The sequence below is a fragment of the Methylobacterium sp. E-045 genome (assembly GCF_022829685.1).
Taxonomy (GTDB): domain Bacteria; phylum Pseudomonadota; class Alphaproteobacteria; order Rhizobiales; family Beijerinckiaceae; genus Methylobacterium.
In genome coordinates, this window is sequence record NZ_JAKSYE010000034.1 from 47937 (window position 1) to 61599 (window position 13663).

The 13663-nt window shown below is 68.1% G+C and carries 8 protein-coding genes and 1 riboswitch; of the genes, 7 read left to right on the forward strand and 1 reads right to left on the reverse strand.

Annotated elements, in window-relative coordinates:
* Positions 1-17: 17 nt before the first annotated feature.
* Entirely contained in the window at positions 18-785 is a 768-nt protein-coding gene (locus tag MKK51_RS04180; protein ID WP_243975160.1) for a GNAT family N-acetyltransferase, read from the reverse strand.
* A 495-nt stretch (positions 786-1280) separates the two neighbouring features.
* On the opposite strand from MKK51_RS04180, the gene MKK51_RS04185 reads away from it, so the two are divergent.
* The 7 genes from MKK51_RS04185 (at position 1281) to MKK51_RS04215 (ending at position 13651) form a co-directional block, all read left to right on the forward strand.
* Positions 1281-2348 (forward strand): siderophore-interacting protein, encoded by a 1068-nt coding sequence (locus tag MKK51_RS04185; protein WP_243975229.1) that lies wholly within the window; start codon positions 1281-1283, stop codon positions 2346-2348.
* Positions 2349-2404: 56 nt separating this feature from the next.
* Positions 2405-3694, forward strand: coding sequence for an MFS transporter (locus MKK51_RS04190; protein WP_243975162.1), 1290 nt, complete (start codon positions 2405-2407; stop codon positions 3692-3694).
* A 172-nt stretch (positions 3695-3866) separates the two neighbouring features.
* Entirely contained in the window at positions 3867-4682 is an 816-nt protein-coding gene (locus MKK51_RS04195) for an ABC transporter substrate-binding protein (RefSeq protein WP_243975163.1), read from the forward strand.
* Positions 4675-6693, forward strand: a complete 2019-nt coding sequence (gene fhuB, locus MKK51_RS04200; protein ID WP_243975164.1) for a Fe(3+)-hydroxamate ABC transporter permease FhuB — start codon at positions 4675-4677, stop codon at positions 6691-6693. Before MKK51_RS04195 ends, fhuB begins: the two co-directional genes overlap by 8 nt.
* 298 nt (positions 6694-6991) lie before the next feature.
* On the forward strand, positions 6992-9340 hold the full coding sequence (locus MKK51_RS04205) for a TonB-dependent siderophore receptor (RefSeq protein WP_243975165.1): 2349 nt from the start codon (positions 6992-6994) through the stop codon (positions 9338-9340).
* A 98-nt stretch (positions 9341-9438) separates the two neighbouring features.
* Positions 9439-9638, forward strand: a riboswitch (cobalamin riboswitch).
* Positions 9639-9938: 300 nt separating this feature from the next.
* Complete coding sequence (locus MKK51_RS04210; RefSeq protein ID WP_243975166.1) at positions 9939-12155, forward strand: TonB-dependent receptor; 2217 nt, start codon at positions 9939-9941, stop codon at positions 12153-12155.
* Entirely contained in the window at positions 12149-13651 is a 1503-nt protein-coding gene (locus MKK51_RS04215; protein ID WP_243975167.1) for a PepSY domain-containing protein, read from the forward strand. The genes MKK51_RS04210 and MKK51_RS04215 overlap by 7 nt, the downstream gene beginning before the upstream one ends.
* The last annotated feature ends 12 nt before the right edge of the window (positions 13652-13663 follow it).

The window sequence follows — 13663 nt, forward strand, 5'->3', positions numbered from 1 at the left end:
CGGTCGGTCCATCGACGTCAGATCGCGTCCGGGGCGAACACCATCAGGGTCGGGCTCGCCGTCTTGGTGAAGCCGAGGCCGGCATAGAGCCGCTCCACATGGCCGCCGGCCACGCATTGGAGCATCATCGTGTCCGCGCCGGCCTGCCGGGCGCTCGCCATCGCCGCCCGCGTGACCAGGGTGCCGAGGCCGCTCCCGCGTCGCGTCGCGAGGCTGCCGACATTGTAGAGCCCGGCAAGGGGGCCCGCCCGGTAGACCGAGGCGCAGGCCACCGGAACGCCGTCCGCGCTCACGGTGAGGTGCCGCGTCTCGACGCCCTCGACGGGCCGGGCGCTGCGCAGCACCGGCAGGAAGACCGTCTCGGCGATCTCGTTCATACCAGCGTCGTCGTAGAGGCCGCCGCAGACCGACAGGTAGCCCTCGCCGGGAGCCGCCGTCTCCTCCGTCGCGAGGGTCAGCCCCTCCGGCATGACCGGCCCCTGCGCTTCTCGGCAATCGCCCAGCATCCATCGGGTCGGGATGGCCGCCTGCAGGTCCGGATGGGCGCCGAGCGCGTCCCCGCCCTCGGTGACGAGGATGGCCGGGAGCCGGCCGCGCCGGGCGGAGGTCGCCCGGACCCAGGCGAGGTCGGTGGTCTCGACCCCGACGTTGAAACCCGGCTCGGGGATCGCGCTCGACCAGAGGTAGCGCCCGTCATCCGGGGCGGGTTCGATGTCCGAGACGTAGCAGCCCGCCTGCATCAGGCAGTGGGCATCCAGCATCTCGCGAAAATCGACATCGTTCATGCATTCTCCCGTCTCGGTTCGATGGCGGAAAGACCTGACGCGTTCTGTCCCTTGCCGGAATCAGATGCCGTTCGAGTGCTGATATGGGGGCTCGCCCGTTTTTGTCGACATGCGATCGGTCAATATTTTATCTTTGAAAATGTAACAATGAAAATCTGGGTCGAACGCCTCTGTAGACAGAGAGTCTTCGTGCCGATGCTTACGACAGGTGAAATTTTTAGCCTGCCTGTCACGGGCGTCGCGATTACGGCGCCGGGATCGCGGAAACAGGATCGACTTGTGCCGGGACGCGACATCACGGCGAAGAAAGCGTGGAAAGCATTCTTATGATGGCAGCTTTTCTATCAATGACAAATAATCGATCCGGTGTGCTTCGATGAAGTCAGTCACCGTGTTTTGCGTTGTATGTCCGTCCTCCCTCGGTTACGGCCAACAGCCGATCCGCGGCCGGACTTCGCGCCGTCCCGCCATCGTGGAGAACATCCCGTGACAGCCATGGCTTCCGAAGCCCGGGTGCGCCTCGCCGATGCCGGGCGATACATTGCGGACCTGTGCGAGCATTTCCTCGATCACGACATTCTCGTGCTTCACGAGCCGGGACGCGGCAGGGTCGAGTTCGACGTCGGTACCGGCACCCTCGTCGCCGCCGAAGGCCTGCTCGCGCTGAAGGCGGAGGCCACCGACGAGACCTCCCTCGCCGTCGTCAAGTTCATGCTCGCCTCGCATCTCCAGGAGCTTCCCGGCGCCACGGACGCCTCCATCGTCTGGACCGGCGACGGCTGCGCGGACAAGACGATCCCGAGCCTGCGCGAAGTCACGGTCCGGCGTGTCGTCGATCTCACGCCGCATATGCGCCGGATCACGTTCGTCGGCACGGATCTGGCGCGCTACGACGCGTTCGACATGCATGTGCACGTCATCATCCCGCCCGCCGGCCATGCGCCGCAATGGCCCGTGCCGGGAATCGACGGCATCCCGGTCTGGCCACAGGGGGAGGGCTCGCCCTCCATGCGCACCTACACAATCCGCCGCATCGATGTGGCGGCCGGTGAGATCGACATCGACTTCGTCATGCATCACGACGCCGGCCCCGGCGCCTCCTTCGCCAAGCGCGCCAAGGCCGGGGACGTGGTCGCGCTGCTCGGCCCAGGGGGCCGCAGTGTCGGTGCGGCGGAGTGGTATTGTCTCGCCGCCGACGAGACCGGCCTGCCCGCCATCGGCCGCATCCTCGGGCGGCTGCCCGGCCATGTCGGCGGGATCGCGGTGATCGAGGTCGACGGGCCGGCCGACGAGCAGGCGCTCGACCGGCCGGATGGGGTGGAACTGCGCTGGCTCCACCGCAACGGCGCAGCGCCCGGCACGACGACGCTCCTGGCGGATGCGGTCCGGGCGATCGCATTCCCTGACGATCGCACGGTCTTCGCCTGGGCAGGATCGGAATTCAATGCATTCAAGGCCCTGCGGGCTCATTGGCGCAAGACCTGTGGCCTCACCCGTGACCAGCATCTCGCCGTGGCCTATTGGCGGCGCGGCGCCGACGAAGACGCCAAGGACGAGGATTGAAGCGTGAGCGCCAGGAGAGTCCTGTCAAAGAGCGTCATCCGGGGCGGCATGGCACCATGATGCTCGACCTGTCTCCCTTGCGCGCGAGCCGGGGGTTCCGGCTGCTCTATGCGGCGCGGGCCGCCTCGTTCCTCGCCTTCGGTGTGCTTGGCGTCGCCGTGAGCCTTCAGATGTACGCGCTCACGTCCTCGTCGCTGCAGGTGGCGTTCCTCAACGCCGCTGTGGCCGCCTCGATGGGGCTGGCGCTCATCGTCGGTGGCTGGCTCGCCGACAGCTACGACCGGCGCGCGGTCATGGTCTGGTCGCGCACGGCCCATCTCCTCACCATCCTGATCCTGATGGCCAACGCCGCCCTCGCCGAGCCGATGGTCTGGCCGATCTACGCGGCTGCCGTGGTGGGCGGCTCGACCTTCGGCTTCGGCATGCCGGCGATCATGGCCGCCACCCCGGCCCTCGTCGGGCGCGAGCACCTGTCGGGGGCCGCCGCGCTCACGGCGGTGGCGGCGCAGGCGGGCGCCATCGCCGGGCCGTTCCTCGCCGGGGCGATCACCGCCGGCGCCGGGCTCGTCGCGTGCTACGGCGTCGTCGCGCTCATCTCCGGCATCACCCCGATCGTGCTCGCCTTCCTGCCCCCCCTGCCGCCCCTGGCCGGGGCGTCGGCCGGGGCGCCTCTCCCCGTCCTCGCCGCCGACGAGGCCGGCTTCATGGGCGGCTTGCGCTACATCGCCCGCTCTCCCCTGGTCCTGAGCCTGCTCCTCGTCGATCTCGTCGCCCTGGTCTTCGCGGTGCCCTACGTGCTGCTGCCCGAACTCGCGACGCACGGGCTCGGCGGAGGGCCCGACAGCATCGGCCTTCTCTATGCCGCCCCCTCGGTCGGCGCGCTCTTCGGCGCCCTGGCCTCGGGGCGCGCCGGCGCGAGCCCGTTCGCGGGCCGCTGGCTTCTCGCCTGCGTCGCGGTCTGGGCCTGCGCCTGCATCGTGCTGGGTTTCAGCGACGGCATGGTCCCGGCCCTGCTCTGCCTCGCGACGCTCGGCGCCGCCGCGAGCCTTGCCGGCATCCTGCGTGCGGCGCTGATCCAGCGAGCGACTCCGGACGCGATGCTCGGCCGGGTGTCGAGCCTGTGGGTGCTGGAGGAGACGATCGGCCCGGCGCTCGGCGGCATGCAGGCAGGCACCACGGCCCATCTCGCCTCGGCGCGGATCGCCATGGCGGCGGGCGGCGGCCTGTGCCTCGCCGCCACCGCCGCCATCGCGGCACTGACGCCCGCCCTTCGGGATGCGAGCCTCGCCCCGGAGGCGAAAAGCAAGGCCGACGATCTCGCCCTGGCTGCCGTTAATGTCCGCTAGAGCGCACTCCGCCGAAGTGGATGCCGGTTCGGCGAAAAAGAGAGCGACACAACAAGGATCTAGAGGTGTGCCCCGACCCAACGTGGTCGGGCGCAGCTCTAGGAGGGCCGTCGTCTGCCTGGCGGCCTGCCTCCTTGTGCTGGCCTGTCCGCCCGCGCGCGCGGAAAACAAGATGCCCGCCCAGCCGCGGGTCGCCGCCCTCGACTGGAGCGCCGTGGAACTGCTCCTCGGCCTCGGTATCGTGCCGATCGCTGTGACGCAGCCCGAGAACTACAACCGGACCGTGGTGGCGCCGGCGCTCCCCGAGGGCGTGGTGGATCTCGGCCTCGTGGTGGAGCCCAACCTCGAAGTGCTGGCGAGCCTGAAACCGGACCTGATCCTCGCCAATCCGATCCAGGTGGCGACGCAAGGGGCTTCCCTGTCGCGGATCGCCCCGACGGAGGCGGTCACCATCGCCAATGCGGGGGGCGATCCCTACGAGCGGGCGAAGGCGGAGACGATGCGCGTCGCCATGCGCCTCGGCCGCGTCGATGAGGCCAGGGCCCTGGAGGTACGGACCGAGGCGACTCTCGCGCGGGCCGAAGCGAGCGCCTGCCCCGCCGACCGGCATCCGACCTACCTCGTCTGGATCGTCGATCACCGCAATATCGTCGTCTACGGCCGCATCAGTCTGTTCCAGACCGTGCTCGACCGCCTCGGCATCGCGAATGCCTGGACCGGCGCCAGCAACGCGTCCGGCTTCACCGCGGTGGGGATCGAGCAGCTCGCCAACGGTCCTGCGGATGCGCGCATCGTCCATATCGGGCCGATCCAATCCGACGCCGCCAGGGCGCTGGCCGGCAGCCGACTCTGGCAGACCTTGCCGGCGGTGCGCGAGCACCATGTCGACGTGGTGGCCCCGGTCTGGTTCTACGGCGGCCTGCCGGCCATCGCGCGTTTTGCCGACCTGATGACCGATCTCGCGAAGCGGGATTGTCCCCGTGGCTGAGGTGGATCTCGCCGAGCCCCGCCTCGATGCCCTCGTGCCGCGCCGGTCGCGGATCGGCGGGACGATGCTCCTCATCGGCGCTGTGTCCCTCGTGGCCGCGCTCCTCACCCTGCGCACGCTCACCGCCGACATGGCGCTCGGGCCTGCGCTGAAGGCTTTGTGGAGTCCCGACTGGACCGACATCGCCCAGGTGATCCTGCACGAGAGCGTGCTGCCGCGGATCGTCACCGCGTGGCTCGCCGGCGGCGCTCTCGCCTTGTCGGGGGTGGTGCTGCAGCAGGTGCTGCGCAATCCCCTTGCCTCGCCCTCGACGCTCGGCATCTCCGCCGGGGCGCAGCTCGCCCTGGCCCTGGCCTCCCTGTTCGCGCCCGGCCTGTTCTCGCAGGGGCGGGAGGCGGTGGCGCTCTCGGGCTCCGCCCTGGCGGTGCTCGCGGTCTTCGGCCTGAGCCGTGCCAAGGGCTTCGCCCCCCTGGGGCTGCTGCTGGCCGGCCTCGTGGTCGAACTCTATTGCGGTGCGCTCCAGACCCTCCTCGTGATCCTGCACCAGGAGCGGCTGTTCGGCCTGTTCGTCTGGGGGGCGGGGTCGCTCGCCATGAACGATTGGAGCGCGCCCGCCTATCTCGCGCCCCGCCTCGCGGTCGCCGCCCTCCTGGTGGCGCTCATGGTGCGGCCCCTCTCGGTGCTCGACCTCGACGAGGCGAATGCCAAAAGCCTCGGCCTCTCCCTCGGCCGGGTGCGGTTCCTTGCCGTAGCCGTGGCGGTGGCGCTGGGCGGCTTCGTGGTGGCGGGGGTGGGCGTCATCGGTTTCGTCGGCTTCGCCGCGCCGATCCTCGTCCGCCTCACGGGCACGCGCATCCTGCGAGACCGTCTCATCGCCGCGCCCCTTCTCGGGGCGGCCCTGATCTGGCTCACCGATTCCGTGGTCCTGGCCCTCGCCCCCATCGCGCAGGTGCCCACGGGCGCGCTGGCTTCCCTCGTCGGCGTGCCGATGCTGCTCTGGCTGCTGCCGCGCCTGCGCGGCGTCGGCGCGCTGCATCGCCCGGACGGCGAGACCTCGGCCCGTCTCGCGCGGCCCTGGCGCCTGATCCTGGCCGGAGCGGTGTCGCTCGCCCTTCTCGTGTTCGTCGCCCTGACCCTCGGCCGCGATCCGGCCGGCTGGCACTGGAGCCTCGGGGCCGGCCTCGACGGGCTGTTGCCCTGGCGCCTGCCCCGGATCGCGGCCTCCCTCGCCGCCGGCGCGATGCTGGCCCTGGCCGGCACCCTGCTGCAGCGGCTCACCGGCAATCCCCTAGCGAGTCCCGAAGTGCTCGGGATCAGTTCCGGGGCCGCCCTCGGCCTCGTCGCGATCACGATCGTCCTCGGCACGCCCGACCGGATGGCGCTCCTCGCCGCCGGCAGCCTCGGGGCCCTCGCGACCCTGCTGGCGATCGCGAGCCTCGGTCGTCGGGCCGACACCGTGCCCGAGCAGATGCTGCTGGCCGGAATCGGCCTCACCACCGGGTTCGCCGCCCTCCTCACCATCCTGATGATCAGCGGCGATCCCTCCGTGGTGATGCTGCTCGGGTGGACGGCGGGCTCCACGGCGCGGGTGGCGCCGGAGGATGCCGTGGCGGCCCTCGGAATCCTCGGCCTCGGAGCCGCCTGCCTCCCCGCCCTGACCCGCTGGCTCGACCTGCTGCCCCTCGGCGATCCCACCGGCCGGTCGCTTGGCCTCGGCCTGCGCCGCAGCCGTCTTGCCATCCTCGTCGTGGCGGCGATCCTCACCACCGCGGCGACCCTGGTGGCGGGGCCGTTGAGCTTCGTCGGCCTCGTGGCCCCTCAGGTGGCGCGGTTGTCCGGCCTCACCCGCGCGGCGCCGCAGCTCGCCGGTGCGGCGATCGTCGGCGCGCTCATCATGGTCGCGGCGGATTTCGTCGGGCGGATGGCGTTCTTCCCCTACCAGCTGCCCGCCGGATTGGTGGCGACCCTCGTCGGCGGGCCATTCCTGATGTGGCTGCTGGCCCGCCGTTGAATGTCGCAGGACGGGTTCTTCTCAGTCTGAATTGAATTATTCCAAAGTAGGAATGTGATCCTTAGGCAACGCAGCCACAACTTCGGTCATTGAGGAGCAACTTCGCCTTGCTGTCAAAGACGCCGTATGGATTCGTCTTACCGAGACTCGATCTTTGTTTTTGAATCGTTCCACGCGATGCATCGGCGAGGACATCTCGCTCAGTCACGATCAAGTCTGCGCCGTATTTCCGACGATCAAGGCCTTCCCTATGTCTGATGGCATGTTGCTCTCCCCCGGCAGGGTCTCTCACAAAACCGTGAGTGGACTGCGCTGTCTCGCCGGGGTCTCCACCGTGGCGATGCTCGCCATGGCCCCCGCCCTGTGGAGCGGGGAGGCCTTCGCCCAGGGCGCTTCGGGCGGCACGGCCGCGGTGCAGCTCGACACCCTGTCGGTGCAGGGCTCCGGCAATGGTGTGGGAGGCGGCAATGGCGGCGGCGTAACGGCTGCCAATTCCTACGTCGTGCCCAGGAGTACGTCGGGAACAAAGACCAACGCGGCGCTGCGGGAGATCCCCCAGTCCGTGTCCGTCGTCACCCAGAAGCAACTCGAGGATCGCGGCGCGGAGAATCTCGCTGATGCGCTCGCTTACAGCGCCGGCATCGTCGCGTCGCCGCAGGGGCAGGATGGCCGTTTCGATCAACTGATCATCCGTGGCTTCGATCAGACCCAGCGCGGCATCTATAAGGACGGGATGCGTCTGCCTCAGACGAGCTTCTCCGGCTTCCCGATCGAGCCCTACGGCGTGGAGCGCATCGACGTGCTGCGTGGTCCGACCTCGGGCCTGTTCGGACTCAACGATCCGGGTGGCCTCGTCAACTTCATCACCAAAAAGCCGACGATCGAGCCGCTACGGGAGATATTCAGTTCCTACGGCAGCTTCAACCGCAAGCAGTTCGGCTTCGACCTGAGCGGCCCGCTAAATCCCGAGAAGACGATCCTCTACCGGATCACCGGCCTGCTGAGGGAAGGCGGCACGCAGGTGGATTACACGCCGCTGGACCGAATCTATATTGCGCCCGCGGTGACCTTCGCGCCTTCGGCGGATACCAGCCTGACGGTGCTCGGCAATTATCAAAGAGACCGCACCGGCGACACATTCCGCGCCATCCCGCGCGAATACACCCGGAGCAGCAATCCCTATAAGTCGGAGATGCGCAGCCGCTTCCTGGGGGAGCCGGGCTTCTCGCGCTTCCTCGCCGAGCATTTCGAGGGCGGCTACCAGTTCTCACACCGGTTCGACGACCATTGGACCGTGCGCCAGAATCTGCGCTACGCCCATGCCTCGACCGATTACAATGCGATCTATTCCACGAGCGTCACCAATTCGGCGATGCCCAACATCGTCAACCGCGAGGCTCAGACTTGGCTTGAAGATTACGGCGTCTTCACCGTCGATACCCAGATTCAGCACGATGCGCAGTTCGGTGACATCAAGAATATTGCCCTGCTCGGGGTCGATTACAGCAAGATCAAGAACAAGAGCGACCAGTACGGCGGTACAAGCTTTGGTCTTCTCGGAGTCGGTCCATTCGTAGGCCCGCTCAACATCCTCAACCCGGTCTACGGCCAGCCCGTCGCCCAGCTTCCGCGTTCCCTCCTGTCACGGTTGCAACAGGACCAAGTGGGCGTCTACGCGCAGGATCAGGTAAAATTCTACGATCACTGGCTGCTCAGCATGAACGCCCGCTACGATTGGGTGACGACGAAGACCGACGCCCAAAACCCGGTCATCGATACCGTGCGCCAAATACTCAACGCCATCCCGTTCCCGAACGGAATTCCCACGAGCTTCGGTGCGAATCAGGACGCACAATCCTATAGCGGCCGCGTCGGACTCTCGTATCTTTTCGACAACGGCCTGACGCCCTATGTCTCGGCGGCCCGCTCGTTTAACGTGCTACCGGTCTTCCTCCAGAATAGCACGAGCATGGACGTGCCCGGCATCGGTCCGGTGCCACTGACCTACAACATCACGCCGGCCAAGCCCGAGATCGGCGAGACCATTGAGGCTGGTGTCAAGTTTCAGCCGCCGGGCCAGGCTACCTCGATCCTCTTCTCCGTGTTCAACACGAAGAAGACTAACGCCCTGTTCTTCAACCCCAGCGATCCGTTGCAGCAGGCGTTCTATCAGAACGGTGAAGTCGAGGTGAAAGGTTTCGAGAGTGAAGCCACCGTCGACCTCCTCGACGGCTTGAAGCTCATCTCGTCGCTCACGGTCCTGCAGGCCGAAGTGACGAAGGACAATGCGCCCGACGGCAATCCCAGCGCGGTCGGAAAGAGGCCAATCCAAGTGCCGAACTTCACCGCCGCCACTTGGCTCGATTATACGATCCAGACCGGAATGTTCCGCGGGCTCGGGATCGGCGGCGGCGTGCGCTACATCGGAGAAACATTCGGCGATCCCCAGAATACGATCCGCGTACCGGATTACGTCCTGTTCGATGCGTCGCTCCGGTACACTTACGAGAACTGGCGCTTCCAGGTGGCGGCCAACAACCTCACGGACCGCGTCTATGTCGGCACCTGCTCGCAACAGGTCAGATTCGTCGGCTGCAATTACGGCGAAGGCCGCCGCATCACCGGCTCCGTCACCTATCGCTGGTAGGCGATACGCATTCGATGAGATCGGCCCCGGATCGAACGATCCGGGGCTTTTCTTTTGGGAGTGTTGCCCGGGCGTCGTTGACGGGCCTCTCCGCCGGCGGCTAGCTTGACCGTGACGGTTCCTCTCCGGAGGATCAAAAGGGAATGCGGTGAGGGTCTTGGGCCCGATGCCGCGGCTGCCCCCGCAACTGTAAGCGGCGAGCCCTTCATCAACACGTCACTGGGTGATCCACCTGGGAAGACGATGAGAGGGCGGCGACCCGCGAGCCAGGAGACCTGCCGTCAGTCGTGGTCACACGCGAAACGCATCGGGCGGGGTGTCCTGATGGGGTGTCGGGGCGTTCGCATGGCGCGAACGCATCGGCTTCGTTCGCGGTGACGTGCCACTGCGCTGAGCCGCGCCTGCCGTTCGCCCGCGATGCCCGATCGTAACCGTTCCTTCCGTTGCAGACTCGCTCCCGAGCATGTCCTCGGCGAGACCTCCTGGTCCCGCGCGCAGGCACTTTGCCCGGATCGACATATTGTAACGTTATAACATACGATTTAGCAGAGGGGATGCGGCTTTCGGCCAGCGATCAATCCGGTTTGCCCAAACGATCATGTCATCACAGGTCACCCATCGCGCCCCAGGCCGCGCCTCCCCGGCCCGCGCCACCGCTTTCCTCGCGTCCCTCCTCGGCCCGACCCTGCTCGCTAGCGAAGTCCGGGCCCAGGATTCCCTTACCCGGGATTCCGTCACCGAAAAGTCCGTCACCTTGGACCAACTGACCGTCGAGGGCAGCGGGGTCAGCCTCACGCGGGCGAACCCCGTCGGCCTCAACCTGTCGACACCCTCCCGAAGCGCCAGCCGCCTCGGCCTGACGCCCCTCGAGACCCCCGCCAGCATCGACGTGATCAGCGGCGAGACCGCCCGCATCCGGGGCCAGAACACGGTGGTCGAGGCGGTGACGCAGAACGCCACCGGCATCACCACGATCGCCTCGCCCGGAAACGGCAACGGCGCCTTCTCCAGCAGAGGCTTTGCCGGCCCGAACTCGATCCAGCAGCTCTACGACGGCACCCGCCTGTTCGTGGGTGCCGGCACGGTCACCTTCCCCTTCGACACCTGGAACGTGGAGCGGATCGAGGTGCTGCGCGGCCCGGCCTCCGTGCTCTACGGCGACGGCGCCATCGGCGGCGTGGTGAACGTGGTCTCGAAGAAGCCGAGCTTCACGCCGATCCATGCCGCGCGCGCCGCCACCGGGTCGGACGGGCTCGCGCGCCTCGCCGTCGATCTCGGCGGTCCCATCGGCGACGCGGTGGCCTACCGCCTCAACGTCAGCGGCAACCGCGACGGCGGCTGGACCAGCCCGAACGGCGACTTCCGCAACCTCGCGGTCTCCGGCGCGCTGCTGTTCCAGCTGAACCCCGATCTCGCCGTCACCCTCAGCCACGATCTCGGCTACCAGGAGCCCGCCCGCTATTGGGGCACGCCGCTCGTCAACGGCCGGATCGTCCAAGCCCTGCGCAACAACAACTACAATGTCGACGGCTCGAAGATCATCTGGTCCGACAACTGGACCCAGCTCAAGACCGAGTGGACGCCCAGCGCCGACATCACCATCCGCAACACCGCCTACCGCCTGCAGAGCCGGCGCCACTGGCTCGATGTCGAGCAATACCGGTTCAATCGCGGCACCGGCCTCATCGACCGGTCCGACTACCTCGAAATCTACCACAGCCAAGAGCAGGTCGGGAACCGCTTCGACGCGGCGTTCAAGGGCAACGTCTTCGGCTTCCGCAACGAGTTCGCCATCGGATTCGACGTCAACCACGTGGATTTCCGTCACACCAACAACTTCTCCAGCGCGGGCGGCAACCTTGTCACCAGCGTCGACCCGTTCAACTACGATCCGGGCCTCTTTCCGGCCAATGGCCGCGCGAGCCCGGCCTATGCCACCAGCACCAACCAGGCCTCGGTCTTCGCCGAGAACCGGCTGATCCTCAGCGACCAACTCTCCTTCCTCACCGGCGTGCGCTTCGACGCGCCGACCCTGCATCGCCGCAATCTCGCCACCGGGGCGACCTTCGAGCGCTCGTTCGAGGCCCTGAGCTACCGCTTCGGCCTCGTCTACAATCCCACGCCGGATTCGGCCCTCTACGTGCAATACGCCACCGCCACCGATCCCGTGGGCAGCCTCATCAGCCTGTCGCAAGCGAACGCCAATTTCGACCTCTCCACCGGCGAACAGATCGAGGTCGGGGCCAAGGGCCTCGCGCTGAACGGCGCCCTCGAATGGGCTGTGGCGGGCTATCGCATCGTCAAGGACAACCTGATCTCGGCGGTACCGGGCCAGCCCACGCTCTCGACCCAGGTCGGCCAACAATCCTCGCACGGGGTGGAGGGGGCCCTCGCCCTACATCTGCCCGATGGCTGGCGCATCGACGCCAACCTCGCCTTGCTTCATGCACAGTACGACGAGTTCCGGGAGGGGTCAGTCTCCTATGCGGGAAACCAGCCCATCGACGTGCCCCAGCGCGTCGCCAACGTCTGGCTCAACTGGGCCTTCGCCCGTGACTGGGAGGCCCGGATCGGGCTGCAGAATGTCGGCCGGGTCTTCAGCGACTTCTCCAACACCGCGCCGCGGCCCGACTACACCCTCGCCCATCTCGGCCTCGACCATCAGGTCACCCCGGCCTCGCGCCTGAGCCTTCGCGTCTACAACCTGTTCGACACGACCTACGCCATCAGCGGCAACGCCGTGGATGGGATCGGCACCAACTGGATCCTCGGGCGACCGCGCTCCTTCGAGGTCGCCTACAGCGTCGCGTGGTGAGCCTGCTCAAGCGCGCCAAGCGGTGGCTGGTGCTCGGCCACCGCTGGCTCGGCATCGCCACCGGGCTGCTCTTCGCCCTGTGGATCGGCTCCGGGCTGGTGATGCTCTACGTGCCGTTCCCGAGCCTCACGGAGGCCGAACGCCTCGTGCGGCTGCGCCCGATGGCGTGGGACGCGGTCGCGGTCTTGCCGGACGAGGCTTTGGTCAGGGCGGGCGAGGCCCGGATGCCCCGCAGCCTCGATCTGGAGATGCGCGGCGACGAGCCGGTCTACCGGATGTCGGCGGGTGATGGCCGCCGCATCACCCTCTCGGCGCGAACCGGCGCGCCGGCCGGGCCGGTCGACGCGGACGCGGCCCTGCGCCTCGCCGGAGGCGGTCCCGGCGCCTCGGTGGATCGGGTCGAGCGCGACCAATGGACGGTGACGGCCCGCTACGATCCGCTCCGCCCGTTCCACAAGGTCGCGTTGAACGACGCGGCCGGCACCGAACTCTACGTCTCGCAAGGCACCGGCGAGATCGTCCTCGACACGACCCGGTTCGAGCGCGGCTGGAACTGGGTCGGCGCCGTCACCCACTGGATCTATCTGACGCCGCTACGCGCCCGCGCCGACCTCTGGCGCGACCTGGTGCTGTGGATCTCCGGCATCGCCGCATTCACGGCGCTCACCGGCCTCGTCCTCGGCATCTGGCGCCTGCGCCTCAGGCGTCGCTACGCGCAAGGGCGCATCACGCCCTATCGCGGGATGGCGCGCTGGCACCACCTCGCCGGGCTCGTGGGCGGAATCGGCCTCACCACCTTCATCGTCAGCGGCTGGCTCTCCATGAACCCGAACCGCTGGTTCACCTCCCTCGCGCCGCCCGCCGACCTGCGCGCGGCCTATGCCGGGGCGGACAACACGGTCGGGCTGGATCTGGCGAAGCTGCGCGAGATCGGCGCGCAGGCGCCCCTCGGCCTGCATCTCGCGCGCATCGGCGGGCACTGGGTCACCTTGGGGCTCGACCGCGCCGGCACGCGGGCGATCGGAGACGCGCCCGACGCCGCCCGGATCGCGGCAGCGGCCGGTCTCGCCATGGCGGGGGCGCGGCTGGAGGGCGTCGAGCGCCTCGTTGCCCACGACCTCTACTGGTCGCCCCTCGCGAGCGGGACGCTTCCGATTCTCCGCCTGCGCTTCGCTGACCCGGCCGCGACCTGGCTTCACGTCGATCCGGGCAGCGGCGAAATCCTGAACCGGCTCGACCGGTCGGGCCGCGCCAACCGCTGGCTGTTCACCGCCCTCCACCGCCTCGACCTGCCGGTCCTCGTCGGCCACCCGCCGGCGAGGGACGCGGCGCAATGGCTGCTTAACCTCCTCGCCGGAGTTTTGGTGGCCACGGGCCTGATCATCGGTTGGCGGCGCATATGCCTGAAAGCCGGTGCGCATTCCCCTCTCCCCGCATGCGGGGAGAGGGCCGCGGCGACCTCGTCGTCGGCGCGGCGAGGCGGCAGCCGGGGGTGAGGGGGCTTGGCC

Bases quoted from the DNA above. Each gene is read 5' to 3' on its own strand.
- MKK51_RS04195 (WP_243975163.1), top strand. From the start codon at position 3,867: ATGCCCGCCCAGCCGCGGGTCGCCGCCCTCGACTGGAGCGCCGTGGAA.
- MKK51_RS04190 (WP_243975162.1), top strand. From the start codon at position 2,405: ATGATGCTCGACCTGTCTCCCTTGCGCGCGAGCCGGGGGTTCCGGCTG.
- MKK51_RS04185 (WP_243975229.1), top strand. From the start codon at position 1,281: ATGGCTTCCGAAGCCCGGGTGCGCCTCGCCGATGCCGGGCGATACATT.
- MKK51_RS04210 (WP_243975166.1), top strand. From the start codon at position 9,939: ATGTCATCACAGGTCACCCATCGCGCCCCAGGCCGCGCCTCCCCGGCC.
- MKK51_RS04180 (WP_243975160.1), bottom strand. From the start codon at position 785: ATGAACGATGTCGATTTTCGCGAGATGCTGGATGCCCACTGCCTGATG.